The sequence below is a fragment of the Thauera sp. AutoDN2 genome, from assembly GCF_051280715.1.
GTDB lineage: Bacteria > Pseudomonadota > Gammaproteobacteria > Burkholderiales > Rhodocyclaceae > Thauera.
This window is the reverse complement of record NZ_JBNCAR010000024.1, coordinates 1-19,304: the sequence shown is the minus strand read 5'-3', so window position 1 is coordinate 19,304 and position 19,304 is coordinate 1. Positions and strand designations below refer to the sequence as shown.

The 19,304-nt window shown below is 64.4% G+C and carries 15 protein-coding genes; 7 read left to right on the top strand and 8 right to left on the bottom strand.

The window, feature by feature from the left end:
• Positions 1-78 precede the first annotated feature (78 nt).
• From ACPT9U_RS12815 to ACPT9U_RS12800, 4 genes are all read left to right on the top strand, one after another.
• Positions 79-2,319, top strand: a complete 2,241-nt coding sequence (locus ACPT9U_RS12815; protein ID WP_418365307.1) for an NADP-dependent isocitrate dehydrogenase — start codon at positions 79-81, stop codon at positions 2,317-2,319.
• Between the two features lie 259 nt (positions 2,320-2,578).
• Entirely contained in the window at positions 2,579-3,505 is a 927-nt protein-coding gene (gene menA / locus ACPT9U_RS12810; RefSeq protein WP_418365308.1) for a 1,4-dihydroxy-2-naphthoate octaprenyltransferase, read from the top strand.
• The gene (locus tag ACPT9U_RS12805; RefSeq protein WP_418365309.1) at positions 3,506-4,399 is read left to right on the top strand and encodes a bile acid:sodium symporter family protein; all 894 of its coding nucleotides are present in this window, start codon (positions 3,506-3,508) and stop codon (positions 4,397-4,399) included.
• Positions 4,400-4,487: 88 nt separating this feature from the next.
• Positions 4,488-4,853, top strand: coding sequence for a hypothetical protein (locus tag ACPT9U_RS12800; RefSeq protein WP_418365310.1), 366 nt, complete (start codon positions 4,488-4,490; stop codon positions 4,851-4,853).
• Between the two features lie 57 nt (positions 4,854-4,910).
• Here ACPT9U_RS12800 and ACPT9U_RS12795 read toward each other — a convergent pair whose 3' ends face one another.
• Complete coding sequence (locus ACPT9U_RS12795) at positions 4,911-6,239, bottom strand: ferredoxin reductase family protein (protein ID WP_435751213.1); 1,329 nt, start codon at positions 6,237-6,239, stop codon at positions 4,911-4,913.
• 208 nt (positions 6,240-6,447) lie between these two features.
• Here ACPT9U_RS12795 and ACPT9U_RS12790 point away from each other — a divergent pair, with 208 nt between their 5' ends.
• Complete coding sequence (locus tag ACPT9U_RS12790; protein WP_418365312.1) at positions 6,448-7,221, top strand: polyprenyl synthetase family protein; 774 nt, start codon at positions 6,448-6,450, stop codon at positions 7,219-7,221.
• Positions 7,222-7,298: 77 nt separating this feature from the next.
• Here ACPT9U_RS12790 and gpmI read toward each other — a convergent pair whose 3' ends face one another.
• On the bottom strand, positions 7,299-8,939 hold the full coding sequence (gpmI, locus tag ACPT9U_RS12785; protein ID WP_435751212.1) for a 2,3-bisphosphoglycerate-independent phosphoglycerate mutase: 1,641 nt from the start codon (positions 8,937-8,939) through the stop codon (positions 7,299-7,301).
• A 93-nt stretch (positions 8,940-9,032) separates the two neighbouring features.
• The gene (locus ACPT9U_RS12780; protein WP_418365314.1) at positions 9,033-9,257 is read right to left on the bottom strand and encodes a hypothetical protein; all 225 of its coding nucleotides are present in this window, start codon (positions 9,255-9,257) and stop codon (positions 9,033-9,035) included.
• A 221-nt stretch (positions 9,258-9,478) separates the two neighbouring features.
• Between ACPT9U_RS12780 and katG the strand changes: the two genes are divergently transcribed.
• Entirely contained in the window at positions 9,479-11,653 is a 2,175-nt protein-coding gene (gene katG / locus ACPT9U_RS12775) for a catalase/peroxidase HPI (protein WP_435751211.1), read from the top strand.
• Positions 11,654-11,760: 107 nt separating this feature from the next.
• Here katG and ACPT9U_RS12770 read toward each other — a convergent pair whose 3' ends face one another.
• Positions 11,761-13,023 carry an OprD family porin gene (locus ACPT9U_RS12770; RefSeq protein WP_418365316.1) on the bottom strand — a complete coding sequence of 421 codons (1,263 nt, stop codon included), beginning with the start codon at positions 13,021-13,023 and terminating at the stop codon, positions 11,761-11,763.
• Between the two features lie 291 nt (positions 13,024-13,314).
• Between ACPT9U_RS12770 and ACPT9U_RS12765 the strand changes: the two genes are divergently transcribed.
• Positions 13,315-14,925 (top strand): GGDEF domain-containing response regulator, encoded by a 1,611-nt coding sequence (locus ACPT9U_RS12765; RefSeq protein ID WP_418365317.1) that lies wholly within the window; start codon positions 13,315-13,317, stop codon positions 14,923-14,925.
• Between the two features lie 144 nt (positions 14,926-15,069).
• Here ACPT9U_RS12765 and ACPT9U_RS12760 read toward each other — a convergent pair whose 3' ends face one another.
• The 4 genes from ACPT9U_RS12760 to ACPT9U_RS12745 form a co-directional block, all read right to left on the bottom strand.
• Entirely contained in the window at positions 15,070-15,702 is a 633-nt protein-coding gene (locus tag ACPT9U_RS12760; RefSeq protein WP_418365322.1) for an RluA family pseudouridine synthase, read from the bottom strand.
• A gap of 676 nt (positions 15,703-16,378) precedes the next feature.
• Positions 16,379-16,828 (bottom strand): MaoC family dehydratase, encoded by a 450-nt coding sequence (locus tag ACPT9U_RS12755; protein ID WP_418365318.1) that lies wholly within the window; start codon positions 16,826-16,828, stop codon positions 16,379-16,381.
• Positions 16,829-17,114: 286 nt separating this feature from the next.
• Positions 17,115-17,891 carry an SDR family NAD(P)-dependent oxidoreductase gene (locus ACPT9U_RS12750; protein ID WP_004257394.1) on the bottom strand — a complete coding sequence of 259 codons (777 nt, stop codon included), beginning with the start codon at positions 17,889-17,891 and terminating at the stop codon, positions 17,115-17,117.
• A gap of 16 nt (positions 17,892-17,907) precedes the next feature.
• Positions 17,908-19,179, bottom strand: a complete 1,272-nt coding sequence (locus ACPT9U_RS12745; RefSeq protein WP_435751210.1) for a TRAP transporter large permease — start codon at positions 19,177-19,179, stop codon at positions 17,908-17,910.
• Between the last annotated feature and the right edge of the window lie 125 nt (positions 19,180-19,304).

Sequence of the window (19,304 nt, the reverse complement as noted above, 5' to 3'; positions counted from 1 at the left end):
CGGACCTGGCGCCGCACCGGCGACAGGGGGTCGCCATCGGGTAGTCGGGACAAGATCTAAAACATCTAGGGGAAACCAATGTCTGCAGGGAAATCCAAGATCATCTACACGCTCACGGACGAGGCGCCGCTGCTCGCGACCTGCGCCTTCCTTCCGGTCATCCGCACCTTCACCGGCCCTGCAGGCGTCGAGATCGAGAAGGCCGACATTTCGGTGTCCGCCCGCGTGCTCGCCGAGTTCCCCGAATACCTGAGCGAAGCGCAGCGGGTGCCCGACACGCTCGGTGAACTGGGCCGCCTGACCCTCGAGCCCGACACCAACATCATCAAGCTGCCGAACATCAGCGCCTCGGTCGCACAGCTCAAGGCCTGCATCAAGGAGCTCCAGGAAAAGGGCTACAAGATTCCGGATTTCCCCGAGGATCCGAAGACCGACGAGGAAAAGGACACCCGCGCCCGCTACGGGCGTTGCCTCGGCTCGGCGGTGAACCCGGTGCTGCGCGAGGGTAACTCCGATCGCCGCGCGCCCGCCGCGGTCAAGAACTTCGCCAAGAAGCACCCGCACTCCATGGGTGAATGGAAGCAGTGGTCGCAGACCCACGTCTCGCACATGCACCATGGCGACTTCTACCATGGCGAGAAGTCGATGACGCTGGACAAGGCGCGTGACGTGAAGATGGAACTGATCACCCGGTCGGGCAAGACCATCGTGCTCAAGCCCAAGGTCGCACTGCAGGACGGCGAGATCATCGACTCGATGTTCATGAGCAAGCAGGCGCTGTGCGAGTTCTACGAGAAGGAACTTGACGACTGCCGCGAGGCGGGCATCCTGTTCTCGCTGCACGTGAAGGCGACGATGATGAAGGTTTCGCACCCGATCGTCTTCGGCCACTGCGTCAAGATCTACTACAAGGACGCCTTCGCCAAGCACGGCAAGCTGTTCGACGAGCTGGGCATCAACGTCAACAACGGCATGGTCGACCTCTACGAGAAGATCAAGACCCTGCCCGAGTCCAAGCACGACGAGATCATCCGCGACCTGCACGCCTGCCACGAGCACCGGCCCGAACTGGCCATGGTCGACTCGGCCAAGGGCATCACCAACTTCCATTCGCCCAACGACATCATCGTCGACGCCTCCATGCCGGCGATGATCCGCCAGGGCGGCAAGATGTGGGGCGCCGACGGCAAGCAGTACGACGCCAAGGCGGTCATGCCGGAGTCCACCTTCGCCCGCATCTACCAGGAGATGATCAACTTCTGCAAATGGCATGGCAACTTCGACCCGCGCACGATGGGCACGGTGCCGAACGTCGGCCTGATGGCGCAGAAGGCCGAGGAATACGGCTCGCACGACAAGACCTTCGAGATCCCCGAGGCGGGTGTGGCCAACATCACCGACCTGGCCACCGGCGAAGTGCTGCTGAGCCAGGACGTCGAGGAAGGCGACATCTGGCGTATGTGCCAGGTCAAGGACGCGCCGATTCGCGACTGGGTCAAGCTCGCCGTCACCCGCGCGCGCAACTCGGGCATGCCGGCGATCTTCTGGCTTGACCCCTACCGCCCGCACGAGAACGAGCTGATCAAGAAGGTGAAGACCTACCTCAAGGATCACGACACGACTGGCCTCGACATCCAGATCATGTCGCAGGTACGTGCGATGCGCTTCACGCTCGAGCGTGTGGCCCGCGGCCTGGATACCATCTCGGTCACCGGCAACATCCTGCGCGACTACCTGACCGACCTGTTCCCGATCATGGAACTGGGCACCTCGGCCAAGATGCTGTCGATCGTGCCGCTGATGAACGGTGGCGGCATGTACGAAACCGGCGCCGGCGGCTCGGCGCCCAAGCACGTGCAACAGCTCACCCAGGAGAACCACCTGCGCTGGGATTCGCTCGGCGAGTTCCTCGCCCTGGCGGTGTCGCTGGAGGATCTTGGGATCAAGACCGGCAACGCCCGCGCCAAGCTGCTCGCGAAGACCCTGGACGAGGCTACCGGCCGTCTGCTCGACGAGAACAAGTCGCCCTCGCCCAAGACGGGTCAGCTCGACAACCGCGGCAGCCAGTACTACCTCGCCCGCTTCTGGGCCGAGCGCCTGGCGAGCCAGACCGAGGACGCCGAACTGGCGGGCACGTTCGCGCCGCTCGCCAAGGCGCTTGCCGACAATGAGCAGAAGATCGTTGCCGAGTTCACCGAAGTTCAGGGCAAGGCCGCAGATATCGGCGGCTACTACAAGGTCGACGTGGAGAAGTGCGAGGCAGTGATGCGCCCGAGCGCCACGTTCAACGCCATCATTGCAGCTGCACGCGCCGCCTGAGGCGGATGATGCAGTGCCGGCCCGCCTTGGCGGGGGCCGGCAAGCCGGGAAGGGGCAGATCGACCCGAGGGTCTTCTGCCCCTTCCTGCGTTCACGATTACCGGGCCGTGGCGCGGGTGCGCCCGGCCGCTGTGCGATAATCCGGCGCAAATCCGAACCAAGCTTCCCCGATGAGAGAGATCGCGTACCTTGCGGCCGCAAGGTCGTTCGCACCCTGTCGTGCCCTCGCATGCCGCCCTGCCCCGCGCAGGAGCTGCTCGTGAATACGCATCCCCCTGCCGTCCGCCCGGGTGCGCTGAGGGTTTGGTGGACAGCGATCCGTCCGCGCACGCTCGGCATGGCGGTGGCCCCGGTGGCGCTGGGCACGGCGCTCGCCGTCGCGCGCGGCAGCGCGCTTGACGGGATGGTGTTGCTCGCGACCCTGGCCTGCGCGCTGTTGATCCAGATCGGCACCAATCTGTACAACGATGCCGTGGATTTCGAGCGTGGCACCGACCGGCCCGAGCGCAGGGGACCTTTGCGGGTCACGCTCGCGGGCTGGGCGAGTGCGGCCGAGGTCAAGCACGGTGCCCTGCTCTGTCTGCTGGTGGCCCTTGGCCTTGGTGCCTGGCTCAGCGCCGTCGGCGGCGTGATGATTCTCGCCATCGGCCTCGCCGCGTTGCTCGCCGGCTGGGCGTATTCGGGCGGGCCGTGGCCGATCTCGCACTCGCCGTTAGGCGAGATCTTCGTGCTGCTGTTCTTCGGTGTGCTCGCCGTACTCGGCAGCGACTGGCTGCAATCGCGCACCGTCGATGTGCGCGACGTGCTCGCGGGGATCGCGGTCGGCGCGCCGGCTGCAGCGGTGCTGCTGGTGAACAACTTCCGCGACCTCGACAGCGACCTGCGCGCCGGCCGCCGCACGCTGGCTGCCGTCCTGGGCCTGCAGCACGCGTGGAAGGGCTACGCAGTGCTGATGCTGGCCACACCGGTGATGCTGCTGGCGCTGGCGCTGGCGGGCCTGCCCGGTGCCCTGCTTGCGCTGCTGACTGCGCCGGCGCTGCCCGAACTGGTACGTCGCTTCCGTGCTGCGGCTGACGGCGCAGCCTTCAATGGCGTGCTTGTTGACAGCGCGCGAACCGGCACCCGGGCTGGCGTGCTCGCCGCGGTGGGTATCTCCTTGCTGAACTGCTTTCCTCCCCTTGCGTAAATGAATCTCGACTTCCTGCTGCCAGCGGCGCTGGCCTTCATCATGTTCTCGGTCGGGCTGGCGCTGCAGGCGGGCGATTTTGGTCGAGTGTTCGTGCAACCGAAGGCCTTGCTCGTGGGCCTGCTCGGCCAGCTCGTGCTCGTTCCGCTCGCCGCGCTGGCGGTGGTGATGCTGTTCGAACTGCCGCCCGTGCTCGGCATCGGCCTGATGATCCTGTCCGCCTGTCCGGGCGGCGCAAGCTCGGGCTTCCTCACCCATCTGGCGCGCGGCAATGCGGCCCTGTCCCTGACCCTGACGGTGATCAGCAGTCTTGCGGCGCTGGTGAGCTTCCCGCTGCTCGTCAAGGGGGTGCTGGCCTGGCTCGGCGGAGGGTTGCTCGGCGAGGGCGCGGCGCAGCTGACCGAGCTGCCGGTGGGGAAGCTCATCGGCAGCGTGCTGGTGGTGACGACGCTGCCGATCGTGGCCGGAATGCTGCTGCGCCACAAGGCGCCCGGCTTCACCGCGCGCAGTGAAAAGACGATTGGCCGGCTGGCGACGCTGTTCTTCGCAGTGATCGTTGCAGCGACCTTCTTTACCCACAAGGACACCATCCTCGCCAACCTGCATGCAGTGGGCCCGGCCACGCTGGCGCTCAATTTCCTCGCCATGGGCTGCGCCTATGGGCTGGTGGTGCTGGTGGGCGCTGCGCGCCGCGATGCGGTGGCGGTGGCGATGGAGTGTGGCCTGCAGAATGCCGGCCTGGCGATTTTCGTCGCCATCGTACTCCTGCGCCAGCCCGAGCTGGCGGTGGCGGGCGTGGTCTATGCGCTCACGATGAACTTCGGCGCGATCGGGCTGATGCTCGTCTCCCGCCGCGCCCTGCCCGCGACCGTGCTCGCGCAGGGCTTGAAATGATCCGCCCGGGCGCAGAAGCTAGCGCCCTGATGTCGCTTGTCCTTGCCGGGCCGATGGCGCGGCATCCGTTCCTCCTGGAGAAATTGTCATGAAGCCTCTCAAGTCTGCCCTGTTCGGCCTGTCGCTGATGTTCGCGGGGGCCGCGCAGGCCGGGTTCCCGCCGTGCACGGCCGAGGATTTCGAGCTGTTCTCGCTCTACGACGCCGCTGCAATGAACAGCACGGTGCCGGCGCAGCAACTGCGGACCATCTTCGCCGAGCAGTACGGCATGACCGTTGGCGAGCTCAACCAGCTGCATTCGCGCTGCAACTACGCCCTCTCGGCCCGCTTCACCACCCAGGAGGAGTGGAACGTGTTCTACCGGGAGTCGCTGGGCAAGCTCAAGGCGTTCTGCACCAAGGACATGAAGCCGGTCTACTGCGAGGAGGCGATGGCCGCGCACGGCCCGCAGTAAGAGCATGGCCTGCGGCAGGCTCCAGGGCGCTGTTGCGGGGGCGATTGGCGTGCGCCATCAGCGCATCTCGAACAGCTCCTGATGGAAGCGCTCCGGCGCCAGGCCGCGCGCACCAAGCGCTTCGCGCAAGGTGTTTCCGAACCCTGCCGGCCCGCAGAACCACACGCCTGCCTGTGCCCAGGCCGGCACGCTGCGGCAGATGCGTTCGGCGTCCAGGCGGCCGTCGTGCGCGGTGACGAGTACATGCAGCTTCACCCGGGCCTGGGCGGCGAGTTCGCGCAGGCGGGCGATGAAACCCTCGTCCGGCGCCGCGGTGCTGTAGAACAGATCGACCGGCTTGTCGCCACCCTGCGCGGCCAGCGCCTGCAGGCGGGCGATAAAGGGGGTGATGCCGATGCCGCCGGCCACCCAGATCTGGTGTGCTTGCGTGCCGGTGAAGTCGAAGCGTCCGTAAGGCCCCTCGACCCGAACCGGGTCGCCGGCCCTCAGCGTGGCGGGCAGGCTGCGGGTGTAATCGCCCAAGGGCTTGATCAGGAACGTCATGTGGCCGTCGCCCTGCCAGGCGGATGAGATGGTGAAGGGGTGCGGTCCTTCTCGCTCATCGAAGGTTACGAACGCGAACTGGCCGGTCTGGTGCCCGGGCCAGGAGGAGTCGATCTGCAGAGCGACTTCGAGGACCTGGTTGCCGGGGTGCTGCATGACGCGCTCTACCGTGCCCAGCGCGCGGTGCGAGCGGCCGATGCGCCCGGTCAGCGAGAGCACGGCGGCGTAGCTGCCGGCCGCCATCAGCAAGGCCATGACGCCGCCGAGCGGGGTGCTCCAGTAGGCGAAGGGCAAGAGCACCACGCCATGCAGGACGAGGGCCAGATACACCGCGGCCATCACGCGGTGAGTCTGGAAGAAGCGGCGATAGGGAAAGCGCTTGATCAGCGCGATCGCCGCGAGCACGATGAAGGCATAGAAGGCCCATTCACCGATGGTTTCCGCCAGCCCGCGCTGTTCCTGGAAGAACCGGAAGAGCTCCACCGTCTGCTCTGGACGCGGGCCGCGCTGGGGGCGTTCCAGCAGACCCCAGCCTACGGCCCATTTGGGCCCCTGCGCCCATAGCCAGTGGAGGCCGCTGATCGACAGGCCGGCGATGCCCAGCCACTTGTGCAGCCGATATGCCTTGTCCATGCCGCCGAGCAGAGGCTCCAGTGCCACTGGGCGCAGCGCGAGGATCATGGCAATGCTCATGACACCCATGGCGAGCACCCCGCTGTAGTGGACGGCGATGCTGCGGACGGCGAAGAAGGACCCGCCCTCGAGCGTGAGCGGATCGGCCCAAAGCCAAAGCAGGCTGAGGAGGACGAGGATGGTGGCGAGCGTGTGTTTGATTCGTTTCATGATGGGCTCCTGCAGAACGCGTGACCGATCGAGACGGGTTCGTTCACGGAGAATTGTGCGCCACAGCATGTATCGGGCGTGTATGGGTTTGTAGGCGGTTCCGAGCGTGGTCTTTGCGCCCGGTGGCTGGTCAGCACGGCGGTGCGGCTATAGACTCGCGGGCGAACCGCAAACGGCCGAAATCCGCGGCCCCAAAGGCTGTCTGAACATGCTCCAGTTACCCGATCCCCTTCCCGACTGGCTCCAGAGCGACATGGAGCGGGTTGATGCGCGCATTCGCGCCCAGTTCAACAGCGATGTGGTGCTGATCCGCCAGGTCGTCGACCTGATCCTGCATGGCAGCGAGCGGGTGCGTCCGGCGCTGGTGGTGGCCGCCGCGCGCGGGCTGGGGTATGCCGGCGAGCGGCAGTATGCGCTGGCTGCGGCGGTGGAACTGATCCAGATTTCGCTCGCGCTGCATGATGGCGTCACCGAGGCGAGCGGGGGCGGCGCGGATGCGCACAGTGAGGGCGCATTGTTTGGCAATGCGGGCAACATCCTGCTGGGTGACCTGCTCTACACGGGAGCGTTTCGCATGATCGTGGATCTCGACGACATGGCCGTCATGCGTGTGCTTTCGGATGCGACCAACCGGATTGCGGAGGGTGAGGTGATGTACCGGGTGGCGCGTGACACGGGTGGGTGTGATGCGGATCACTGTCTGGACATCGTGCGCCGCCGTCGGGCCACGCTGTTCGAGGCCGGCGTGCAGTGCATGGCAATGCTGCACGGCGCCGATGCCGCAAGCTGCAGTGCGCTGGCGGCCTTTGGCCACCATGTGGGTACGGCCCACAGCCTGCTCGCCGAGGCCGAGGATGCACGGCGCTTCGGCGTCGACGACCCGCTCGGGTGTGCGGCGCGCGAAACAGAGGCTGCGCGGGCGGTGCTCTCGGCCGCTGAGCCCGCGCTGGCGGGCGGGGATGCGCTGAACCTCTTCGTCTGATCGGCGCTGGCGACCGGCGTTGAGCCGGTCGTGGCGCGGTGTGGCGACGAGGTGCAGCGGCGTCTCTGCCGCCGGAGTTACTTCACGACCAGCAGACTTTCATCCCATTTCTGGTGCTTTTCCAGCCCGAGCAGGTTCGCCACCGTGGCGGCGATGTTCGACAGGCCGGCGGTTTCCGTGTGCGCGAGGCCCAGCCTGCCGCCGCTGACGTTGTCGTAGAGGATCAGCGGCACCGGGTTGAGGGTGTGTGCGGTCTTCGCCTTGTAGCTGCCGTCCTGGTTCAGCGCGGGCTGCTTCGTCTTCTTGTCGAGTTCGAACATCTCGTCGGCATTGCCGTGGTCGGCGGTGATCAGCGCCACGCCGCCGGCGGTGTCGATCGCCTGTAGCAGGCGCGCCAGTGCCAGGTCCACCGCCTCGATTGCCATGGTCGCTGCGCGGAAGTTACCGGTGTGGCCCACCATATCGCCGTTGGCGTAGTTGCAGCGGAGCACCTTGTACTGGCCCGACTGCAGCGCGGCGATCATCGCGTCGGTGATCTCGGCGGCCTTCATCCACGGGCGCTGCTCGAAGGGCACGACGTCGCTGGGGACTTCCTGCCAGGTCTCGCCGTCGAATTTGTTCGACCGGTTGCCGTTCCAGAAATAGGTGACGTGGCCGAACTTCTGCGTCTCGGAGCAGGCGAACTGCGCCAGGCCCGACTTGCTGAACCATTCACCCGAGGTGTCCTTGATCGCCGGCGGGGCGACCAGGAAGCGCTTGGGCAACTGCAGGTCGCCGTCGTACTGCAGCATGCCGGCGTAGGTCACGCGTGGGGCGCGCACGCGGTCGAACTCGGTGAAATCCTCTTCCACGAAGGCGCGGGTGATCTCGATCGCGCGATCGCCGCGGAAGTTGTAGAACACGACCGAGTCGCCGTCCTCGATGGTACCGATCGGCTTGCCGTTTTCAGCAACGACGAACTCGGGCAGATCCTGGTCGATGGTGCCAGGGTGCTTCGTGCGCAGGCCGTGCACCGCCTCGGCGGCGTTGGCGAACTGCGGGCCTTCGCCCAGCACATGGGTGCGCCAGCCGCGCGCCACCATCGGCCAGTTGGCGTCGTAGCGGTCCATGGTGATGGTCTGGCGGCCGCCGCCGGAGGCGATGCGGGCGTCGAAGCCGGCGGTGCTCACGTCCTGCAGGAAGGCCTCGAAGGGTACGACGTAGTCGAGCGCGCTGGTCTCGGGCACGTCGCGGCCGTCGAGCAGGGCGTGAATGCGCACGGTGGGCATGCCCTCTTCCTTGGCGCGCAGCACCATCGCCTTGAGGTGGTCGATGTGGCTGTGCACGTTGCCGTCGGAGAACAGGCCGATGAAGTGGAGGACGCCTCGGCCTTCTTTGGCGCCGGTGACGATCTGCTGCCAGGCCTCTCCCTGCCAGATTGCGCCTTCGGCGATGGCGTTGGCGACCAGGGCTGCGCCCTGCGCATAGACCTGGCCGGCGCCGATGGCGTTGTGGCCGACCTCGGAGTTGCCCATGTCGTCGTCGGACGGCATGCCCACCGCGGTGCCGTGCGCGCGCAGCGTGATGTTGGGGTATTGCGCGAACAGGCGGTCGAGGGTGGGCTTGCGCGCCGCGTCGATGGCGCTGCCGGTCGGGTTCGTCGGAATGCCGTAGCCATCCATGACGACGACGACGACGGGGCCTTTCACGCCGGCGAAGGCGGGGAACGTTTGCAGCATGCTTGCTTCCTGAAGGATGAATCCGCGGCCCTGCCGTACATTGCGGCCAGCGGGCGAGTACGGCATTTTCCTTCAAAAACAGCCTTCGGGGGGCTATCGGGCCGATTGCTGCAGGGCTGATTGCCAGGCTGAAATCAGGGCGTCGCGGTGGGCGGACAGTTGTGCCACGCCCACACCGAGCACCGGGCCGGAGATGGTGTGCTTGGAGAAGGTGGCGCTGAGTGGAGCCTTGCAGCCCGGAACCTGCACGGCGACCGCGCCCTGGCCTTGCCGCGGCGGAAAGGTGGAGTCGGCGGTATGTGCTTCTTGTGGAAGCATTTTGATACGCAAAAACTTTTAAGGAGTATTTTACGATAGCCTGAATAAATCATCGCAATTGCTTCACTCCTGCGCGATGTTTGCTACGCTGAGTCCGTGGGCAATGAATCTGCCCCACAGGATGGGGCAGCAGTCGCTGAGAGCCGGCGCGACAGGGCACGCGTCGCTGCACGGCCGTCATTCAGGATCAAGGTCAAGCAAATCCACAGAAGGAGAACGAGATGAGTGGAAACGGCACGAGTACCGCGGGCAAGTGCCCGGTCATGCATGGTGGCAACACGGCCGCCGGCAACTCGGTGATGGAGTGGTGGCCCAAGGCGCTGAACCTGGACATCCTCCACCAGCACGACACCAAGACCAACCCGCTGGGGCCGGACTTCAACTACCGCGAGGAACTGAAGAAGCTCGACGTCGACGCGCTGAAGAACGACCTCAAGGCCCTGATGACGGACAGCCAGGAATGGTGGCCGGCCGACTGGGGCCACTACGGCGGCCTGATGATCCGCATGGCCTGGCATGCTGCCGGCACCTACCGCGTGGCCGACGGCCGTGGTGGCGGCGGCACCGGCAACCAGCGCTTCGCGCCGCTCAACTCCTGGCCGGACAACGGCAACCTCGACAAGGCCCGCCGCCTGCTGTGGCCGATCAAGCGGAAGTACGGCAACAAGGTCAGCTGGGCTGACCTCATCATCCTCGCCGGCAACATGGCTTACGAGTCGATGGGCTTCAAGACCTTCGGCTTCGCGTTCGGCCGTGAGGACATCTGGCATCCCGAGAAGGACATCTACTGGGGCTCGGAGAAGGAATGGCTTGCCCCGAGCGGCAGCGAGGGCTCGCGCTACTCCGGTCAGCGCGACCTGGAGAACCCGCTTGCCGCGGTGATGATGGGCCTGATCTACGTGAACCCGGAAGGTGTCGACGGCAAGCCCGACCCGTTCAAGACGGCCCAGGACATGCGCGTGACCTTTGCCCGCATGGCGATGAACGACGAGGAAACCGTCGCGCTCACCGCTGGCGGTCACACGGTCGGCAAGGCGCACGGCAACGGTAGCGCGGCCAATCTCGGCCCGGCACCGGAAGGCGCCGATCTTGAAGAGCAGGGTTTCGGCTGGATGAACCACACGACCCGCGGCATCGGCCGCAACACGGTGACCAGCGGCATCGAGGGCGCGTGGACGTCGAAGCCGACCAAGTGGGACAACGGCTACTTCGACATGCTGTTCAAGCATGACTGGTGGCTGCAGAAGTCGCCCGCCGGTGCCTGGCAGTGGGAGCCGGTCCACATCGCCGAGGAAGACATGCCGGTCGACGTCGAGGATCCGTCGATCCGCTGCAAGCCGATGATGACTGACGCCGACATGGCGCTGAAGTTCGACCCCGAGTACCGCAAGATCGCCGAGCGCTTCCGCGACGATCAGGCCTACTTCGAGGAAGTCTTCGCCCGTGCGTGGTTCAAGCTGACCCACCGCGACATGGGCCCGAAGACGCGCTACATCGGCCCCGACGTGCCTTCTGAGGACCTGATCTGGCAGGATCCGGTGCCGGCCGGCCGCAAGGACTACGACGTTGCCGCGGTGAAGGCGAAGATCGCCGCCGCCGGGCTGTCGGTGAGCGACATGGTTGCCACCGCCTGGGACAGTGCCCGCACCTTCCGCGGCTCTGACTACCGCGGCGGTGCCAACGGGGCGCGTATTCGCCTTGCGCCGCAGAAGGACTGGGAAGGCAACGAGCCGACCCGCCTGGCCAAGGTGCTGGCGGCGTACGAGAAGATCGCCGCCGAGACCGGTGCCAGCGTGGCGGACGTGATCGTGCTGGGCGGCAACGTCGGCCTGGAGCAGGCGATCAAGGCCGCGGGCTTCAGCGTCGAGGTGCCGTTCGCCCCGGGTCGTGGTGATGCTACGCAGGCGCAGACCGACGTCGAGTCCTTCGAAGTGCTCGAGCCGCTGCATGACGGCTTCCGCAACTGGCAGAAGAAGGACTATGTGGTCCAGCCCGAGGAGATGCTGCTCGACCGCGCCCAGTTGCTCGGCCTGACGGCCCCGGAGATGACGGTGCTGATCGGTGGCATGCGCGTGCTGGGTACCAATCACGGCGGTAGCCAGCATGGCGTCTTCACCGACCGGGTCGGTGTGCTGAGCAACGACTTCTTCGTCCATCTGACCGACATGTCCTACAGCTGGAAGCCCACCGGGCGTAACAGCTACGACATCGTCGAGCGCAAGAGCGGCGCGAAGAAGTGGACCGCGACCCGCGTCGATCTGGTGTTCGGCTCCAACGCCATCCTGCGCGCCTACGCTGAGGTGTATGCGCAGGACGACAGCAAGGAAAAGTTCGTGCGTGACTTCGTTGTCGCGTGGACGAAGGTCATGAATGCCGACCGCTTCGATCTTGGCTGAGTAGTTCGGGTTTTCGGCTGGCGGGTTTGAAAACGCCCGCTGGCCGCGGTGAAAGGCCAACAAAACGGGAGCCTCGGCTCCCGTTTTTTTCGCCTGTGCGTTGCGGATCAGAACACGTTGAACGGGTAGTCGACGAACACGCGGACTTCCTTGCCGCTGTTGTTATAGCCGATCGCATCGCTCGAAACGCGCAGCGAGGAGGTGCGCAGGCGCAGGCTCAGGTCCTTGGCGGCGCCGCTCTGCACGGTGTAGGAGACCTGATTGAAGAACTCGTGTTCCTTGCCATCGGTGGTGGTGCCGACGTCGATGTCGCTGCCGCGGACATAGGCGACGCGGTACTTCAGGCCGGGGAGACCGTACTGGGCGAAGTCCACCGAGTAGGCGAGTTGCCACGACCGCTCGTCCTTGGCGTTGAAGTCGGACCAGTAGGAGTTCGCCAGCCAGATCGAGCCGCCGCCGTTGCCGGTGCCGCCCGCGTTCTGGTACCAGCCATAGTCGTAGCCGACATCGCCGGTGCTGCGCTGATAGGCCAGCGTGAACGCATGCGGGCCGGTGGCGTAGGTTGCGGCCAGGCTCCAGATGCGGTTCTTGTCTTTGCTGACGTCGTACTCGGTGCGGTAGCCGTTGAAGTCGAAGTTCAGCGTGTTGCTGGCGATCGGCAGCGTGTAGTTCAGGTTGAGATACTGGCGCTTGAACGAGTTCGCGCGCACGACGTTGTCGACGTCGGAGGCGTAGAGCGCAGCGCTCAGGGCGTCGCTGAAGGCGTAGCTTGCGCCGATCACGTCGATGCCCTTCAGGCCGCCGCTGTCACGACCCTCGTCGCTCTTGCGCGACTGGGCGTGGAAGGTGCCGGCAACGAATTCGAGGCCTTCGATCTCGTTCGAGGTCAACATGGTGCCGGTGAAGCTCTCCGGCAGCAGGCGCGAGTCGTCGTGGTTGAGCACGGGCAGGCTCGGGCGCAGGTCGCCGTAGGCGAGCACCGTGCTGGACAGGCGCACCTTCAGCGAGGCGCCACCTTTTGCGACGTCGTGCTCCGGGTTGCCATTGCTGTCCTGGATGAAGAAGTCGATGCCGCCATTGCCACTGCGACGGCGGGTGCTGTCCAGGCGCAGGCCGTAGGCAGCGAACGCGTCGACGCCGAAGCCGACGGTGCCCTGGGTGAAGCCCGACTCGAAGTTGGCGACGATGCCCTGGCCCCATTCGGCGCTGTCCTGGCGGCCGTCGCTGTAGTCGCGATTGATGTAAGCGTTCCGCAACAGCACGTTCAGCGCGCTGTCTTCAACGAAACCCTTCGCATCGGCCTGTCCGGCCATGACCGGCGTTGCGGTCGCGAGGCCGAGGGCGATCAGGGCTGCCAACTTCTTCGACATCATCTTGTCCTTTGTACTGGAATTGTTTTGTAAACAGGGGGTAGCGCCATGGGCTGGCGCGTTCGGGGCGCGGATTCTCTCATCGCCCGGGACCTTCTGGACGGTTTGTGGCGTGTTTGCATCATTTGCTCCGGGATGTGCCCCGTTGGTCGTGTGGCGAGGGCTGCGGTCTTGCCATCGTTCGGACACAGGTTGCTCACCGGGTTGCGAAGGCATCCGATTGGAATATTCAGGCCTTGTGTTGCGCTCCCGGGAAGGGGAGAATGCCCGATCGCACACGCGGAGCCCGTCATGTCCAGTCTGCCGCCCAGTTCTGTCGAGGACCGTCTTCATGCGCTTCGGAGGCGCTGGGATCGGTATGTCGAGGACGGGCGATTCGAGCAGTTCATCGAGTTTGCGGTGGCGATCAACAGCCTCGCCGAGCACTTCAGCCGTATTCGTCTGCCTGGGCTCGTGCGGCTATGCGAGGGGCTGGAGAACGCCGCGCTTGCGCGACTCGGCGACCAGTCCTCACATCCCTTGCCGCAGCAGGACATCGCGTCCCTGCAGCGTCAGCTCGACACCCTGCTGGGTTCGGTGAACACCTCGCGGACGCCGGTGCCGGCGTGCCGGGCCAAACCGGATGCGCCTGCACGGAAGGAGATCGACTGGGTGAAGCCCAGGTCGGTTTGGATCGTGGCAGATCCCAATGGACGCGAGCTCGGTGAAGGCTTGAGTCGCCAGTTGCAGTTCTTTGGCTTCAAGGTGGCGCTGATCGGCTGGGAGAGCGATTTCCCCGGGACGGAGGGGCCGCTTGCGGTGTTGTTCGTGCCCAGCCACGCCGTGGCGCAACCACAGGAACTTGAGCGCATCGAGGCCGTGCGCACGGCCTGCCCGGCGAGCCAGTTGTTTTACCTTGGTGTACGCTCTGACATCGATCCGATCGTGGTGCTGATGCGCGCAGGCATCGATGTCGCGATCCCTGCCGAGGAGCAGTCGTCCGCCGTACTCAGCCGGATTCTTGATCTGGTGCAGGCGCATGAGCAGGTAAGGCACAGGGTGCTCGTGGTGGAGGATTCCCGCGTGGCCACCGCCCTGATCCAGCGCACGCTGGCCGAGCACGGTATCGACAGCCAGGCGATCGGCGATCCGGGCACGCTGCTGGAGGTGCTGGAGCAGTACCGCCCGGACCTCATCCTGATGGACATGTACATGCCGCGCTTCAATGGCGTCGAGGCCACGCGGGTGCTGCGCCAGATGTCTGCGTATCAGTCGATCCCGATCGTGTATCTGTCCGGGGAGTCCAATGTTGGCATGCAGGTCGAGGCGCTGCGACTCGGTGGCGACCAGTTCCTGATCAAGCCCTTCAACCCGGTGCTGCTGGCTGCTGTGGTGAAGACGAAGATCGCGCGCTTCCGCGAAACGCAGCGTTCCAGCCAGGTCGACGGGCTGACCGGTCTGCTCAACCATACCGCAGCGAAGGCGCGCCTGCAGGCGATGGTCGCCAGCGCCGCCGAGCCGACCCGAATCACGGTGGCGATGATCGACATTGATCATTTCAAGTCGATCAACGATACCTATGGACATCCGGTTGGCGATCAGGTGATCCGCGGTTTGGCGTGGCTGCTGAAGGGACGTCTGCGCGCCACTGATCTGATCGGTCGTTATGGCGGCGAAGAGTTCATCGTGGCCTTGCCGGGTGCTGACACCGAGGTGGCAAGAACCGTGATCGACCGGATCCGGGGCGATTTCGCGGTGCTCCCGCATGCACATTCCGGAGGCTCCCTCTACGCCACGTTCAGCGCCGGAATTTCGGTGTATCCCGAGATCAGCGCGGCCTCGGCGCTCACCGAGGCAGCCGATGGAGCCCTCCTCAACGCGAAGCGCCTAGGGCGCAACCGGGTCGAACTCGCGTTTGCCTGAGAAGGGGGCGGGGCCTGGCAGGTTCGCAGAAGCGGTCTGGGGCCGGTCTCTAGACAGCAGCGCGTAAAGCGTTGAGAGCGTACGAGAACAGCGTGGGGTGTGTCGCACGTGGGCCCCCTGCGCCCCCCTGTCGATGCGGGATGCTCAGAACGGCACGGGGCTCTCGAACTTCAGGGGTATCCGAGTGCGCGGATGGATGAAGGCGATGCGCGTGGCGTGCAGATGCATGCGTGCGAAATGCGCGGCTTGGTCCGGTGGTGCGTACAGCGGATCGCCGAGGATCGGGTGGCCGAGCGCCTGCAGATGAACGCGCAACTGGTGTGCACGCCCTGTCACCGGTTTCAGCGCCACACGCGTGCGTGCTTCGGCGCCCTTGCCCACGCGCGCCAGTACCCGGTAGCGCGTGAGCGAGCGCCTGCCGTGTAGCGGGTCGATGACCTGGCGTGGGCGGTGTGCGGCGTCCTCGCCCAGCGGCAGGTCGATCTCCCCTGCGTCGTGTGCCAGATGCCCCTGAACGACCGCCAGGTACTCCTTGCCCACCATGCGCTGCTCGAACGCAAGGCTCATGCGGCGCAGCATCTCAAGGCCGCGTGCGAACAGCACCAGCCCCGAGGTGGCCGCGTCCAGGCGATGCACGATCAGCGCGTCCGGGTGGAGGGCCTGGACACGCGCTGCGAGGCAGTCCTGACGGTCGGCACCGCGTGCGGGCACCGAGAGCAGGCCGGCGGGCTTGTCTACGACGAGGAGGTCGGGGTCGAGGTGGAGGACGGTGGGGATGGCTACGCTCGGCTGGAGGGACTATTGTAGCGAAGGGCATAAATTGGCAGGTCGCCCCCTTCATCTACAGGCGTTCCACCGAGTTTGCCCTTCAATTGTTGGCAGAGATGTCGGCATAAATTGGCAAGCCGACTTCTTAGCCAGTTGAGATCAAGAAAAGTGTTTAAAAATATATGGTTATGAGTATATCTGAGAGGGTCAGGATTGCAAGCCGTTCCGCCGGCTGCGACCAATCGCAGCACGGAAGGGGTCCCGACCACGTGCCGTAGGTGATCGCCAATGCAACAGGCGACATGTTCGCGAGCACCGTCAGCAAGCTATTCACATGGGCGCCTTTTGCGGAAAGCGCTTTGCTGGACCACCTTAGCCTCACCCGTGCGGCAGCGCCGTCTTCGTACCAAGACTATCCGCCCAAGTCTGCACTGCCAGGTGGTCGATGATGAGGCCTGCGTCGACGTCAGCCAGCGCCTATCGGGCCGGGCGGGCGTGCGTCTCCTCTTGGGAGAAGCGCCTGCTTGATGATCCAGTTGCGCGAACGTCCGAGCCTCGAGGGCATGTGATGCACCTTGTCTGCCAGCGGCCCGGCACCTGCACTTTCGTCCTGGGTGTCGGTGAACGAATATCTGCATGCCATTTGGTGTTCACCGTAAGCGGCTTGAGCTGCTTGGCAGAGACGTCACGACACACGACGCCTGAGAAGGTGATTAACCAGGAAGGTCAAAACTACTTCGTTCTGCTGGTTTCTCGCTTGATACTTGAGTTTTGCAATCCCACGGTCAGGTTTCGACGACGATGGACGAACCTCAAGCACTTCGACCTCTGTGCGTAGGGTATCGCCGGGCCTAACAGGCGCGAGCCACCTGAGCTCGTCAATTCCCGGAGACCCGATACTGGAATCAAGAAAGACTCCGCTTTGTATGAATAAGCGGAAGCAGTAGGCGACACTCTGGAACCCGCTGGCGATGAGGCCACCGTAGGGGGATTGCGCGGCCTCTACGACGTCCAAGTGAAACGGCTGAGGGTCATACTTCAGTGCGAAGTCGATGATGTCGCCCTCTGTGAGCGTTACACCATTGGTCTTGAAGGTCTGACCGGCCTGCAGATCGTCGAGGTAGCGGGTGTTCATTCAGGAATGTCTCTCGGTGTTTGCTGTTGAGATTTCGGCGACCGTGATAGTCCCATGCACTGAGTACGGACGCAGCGCTACTGCTACGCCTTGTCCGTCGGCGCACGACGTTACGACGCGCCTTGGCCCCTTCGGGGTGACAAGTGGGAGCGCACATCTTTCGTGGAGGCAACTGCAGGCGAATCCGTGCTGAATCCCGTCGACTTCTCGCTCCTACCCGGTGTCATCGAGCCCGAAGATTGGCCTGTAGCGTATCGATTCCGGGCGTCGAAACAATTTCCACGGGTCAGACGCGTAACCTGCCTGTCTGTGTCATGCCGGCGGCCACATAGCCTCCGTCCACGGTGAGCGTCTCTCCGTTAACGTAAGAGGCGGCAGGGGACGCAATGTAGACGATCGCCTCAGCGATATCCTGGGGAGTGCCACGGCGCTTCGTGGGGACCATAGCAAGAATGTTTTCCCAGGTCTCATCACTGTAGGTACCCAATGTCATCGGGGTCTCGATTGCTCCCGGAGCAATCGCGTTCGCGGTCACTCCGAGAGGGCCGAGTTCCAGCGCAAACTGCCGGGTGAGGCCAATGATGGCAGCCTTTGATGTGCCGTAGGCCGTGCGCCCCACCCCTGCTCGTAGCCCCGAGACAGAGGTGATGTTAACAATACGTCCATAGCCTCGTTCGGCCATGCCTTGCGCAGCGCGCTGGCTTGCCAGGAAGGTTCCGGTGACATTGACGCGCATCACCCTCTCCCAACTTTCCGGAGAAAAGCTGAGGAGTGGCTCGACCAAGAGCAGTCCAGCGCTGTTTACAAGGACATCCACATTCCCGAACTCTGCCTCCGTTCGATCGAACCCCGACAGTATCGACGCCGCATCTCCAACATCGAGCGCGATACCGATTGCCTCACCACCCGCCGTCGTGATCTCCCGAGCAACTTCGATGGCACTCTCGAGCCTCAAGTCAGTGACGACGACGCGCGCGCCTCGTTGAGCGAGTGCAAGCGCAGCGGCCCGCCCGATCCCCGACCCACCGCCCGTGATGAGTGCCGTGCCATAGTTCTCGCGCATGAGCTTCTCCCTTTCCTCAGCGTCCCATCATCGTTTCGGGCAACCAGGTCGTGATCGCGGGAAATGCGAACAGGATGGCCACGGTGAACATCTCCATTGCCACGAACCACTGCGCGCCACGGAATACGTCTGCCAAGGATGTGCTTCGGTCGATCCCTGCGATGACAAAGCAATTCAAGCCTACCGGAGGTGTCATCAGCCCGATCTCGCACATCTTGACGCATAAGATTCCGAACCAAATCGGGTCAAAGCCAAGCCCTGAAACCGTGGGGAACACGATCGGCAGGGTGATTACCATCATCGAGAACGCATCGAGGAACATCCCCAGTGGGACATAGGCCAGCAGCAGAACCGCGACAATCAAGGAAGGAGAGATGCCGCTTTCAACAATCACCTCTGCAATCGCCTGCGGTATTTGAACTAGGGTCAGGAAATAGCTGAATATCCCGGCACCGATCATCGTGAAGAGGATCATCACCGTGGTGGTCGCGGTACTGCGAAAGCTATCCAGGAGCCGCGTGCCCAGCGATGCACGGGCGACGCGTGAGAACAGCAGCATCACGAGGGCGGCGAGCGCCCCGATTGCACCCGCTTCAGTCGGGGTGATGAGGCCAACGTAGATTCCGCCAAGTACGAGTACGAAAAGCACGACTACCTGCCAGGCTTGTCCCGTTGCACGAACTCGCTCGCCCCACGGCGAACGCGGGCTGCGCGCCTCTTGGTTCATGCCACGGCGGCCGATCACCGCAATGCCGGCCATGAAAACGAGCGTGGTCAGAATCCCCGGTACAAAACCGGCGATCAACATCTTGCCTGCGGACACTTCCGTAAGCGCGGCATAGAAAATCAGAAGAACCGAAGGCGGAATCAGTACGCCTAGAACACCGCCCGCTGCGACCGAGCCTGCAGCGAGGCGGGGGTCGTAACCCGCCTTCTTCATCTCAGGGATCGCGACCGCGCCAACCGTGGCGGCCGTGGCGACCGATGATCCCGATGTGGCCGCAAAGCCTGCCGAAGTAAGGATCCCGGCCATGGCAAGACCGCCCGGCAAATGCCCAACCCACTTGCGTGCGACATTGAACAGTCGCTTACCGACTTGCGCGTGATGAGCGAAGGCCCCCATCAGGATGAAGAGGGGAATGACCGTGAGTGAATAGCTTGCAGTGGTGGAGAATGGAAGCGATTTGAGGCGGTTGAGAAGGAAATCGAGGTTCTCAACCATGACGATACCGAAGGCGCCTGATAGAGCGAGGGCCGCAAATACGGGGGTGCCGAGTGCAAGAAGCACAAAGATCAGCCCTACGGCGATACATGTGTAAGCGCTCCACGAACCCCATCTTCCCCGGGCTCGCTACGCCGTGATCAACTGCTCAGCCTTGAGATTCCAGGGCAGGAGGGCCTCGAAGTGTTCGA

Coding starts and splice junctions, on each gene's coding strand:
- katG (WP_435751211.1), top strand. CDS start 9,479: ATGAGTGGAAACGGCACGAGTACCGCGGGCAAGTGCCCGGTCATGCAT.
- ACPT9U_RS12750 (WP_004257394.1), bottom strand. CDS start 17,891: ATGCGCGAGAACTATGGCACGGCACTCATCACGGGCGGTGGGTCGGGG.
- gpmI (WP_435751212.1), bottom strand. CDS start 8,939: ATGCTGCAAACGTTCCCCGCCTTCGCCGGCGTGAAAGGCCCCGTCGTC.
- ACPT9U_RS12755 (WP_418365318.1), bottom strand. CDS start 16,828: ATGAACACCCGCTACCTCGACGATCTGCAGGCCGGTCAGACCTTCAAG.
- ACPT9U_RS12765 (WP_418365317.1), top strand. CDS start 13,315: ATGTCCAGTCTGCCGCCCAGTTCTGTCGAGGACCGTCTTCATGCGCTT.
- ACPT9U_RS12800 (WP_418365310.1), top strand. CDS start 4,488: ATGAAGCCTCTCAAGTCTGCCCTGTTCGGCCTGTCGCTGATGTTCGCG.
- ACPT9U_RS12795 (WP_435751213.1), bottom strand. CDS start 6,239: ATGAAACGAATCAAACACACGCTCGCCACCATCCTCGTCCTCCTCAGC.
- ACPT9U_RS12805 (WP_418365309.1), top strand. CDS start 3,506: ATGAATCTCGACTTCCTGCTGCCAGCGGCGCTGGCCTTCATCATGTTC.
- ACPT9U_RS12770 (WP_418365316.1), bottom strand. CDS start 13,023: ATGTCGAAGAAGTTGGCAGCCCTGATCGCCCTCGGCCTCGCGACCGCA.
- ACPT9U_RS12780 (WP_418365314.1), bottom strand. CDS start 9,257: ATGCTTCCACAAGAAGCACATACCGCCGACTCCACCTTTCCGCCGCGG.
- ACPT9U_RS12790 (WP_418365312.1), top strand. CDS start 6,448: ATGCTCCAGTTACCCGATCCCCTTCCCGACTGGCTCCAGAGCGACATG.
- ACPT9U_RS12815 (WP_418365307.1), top strand. CDS start 79: ATGTCTGCAGGGAAATCCAAGATCATCTACACGCTCACGGACGAGGCG.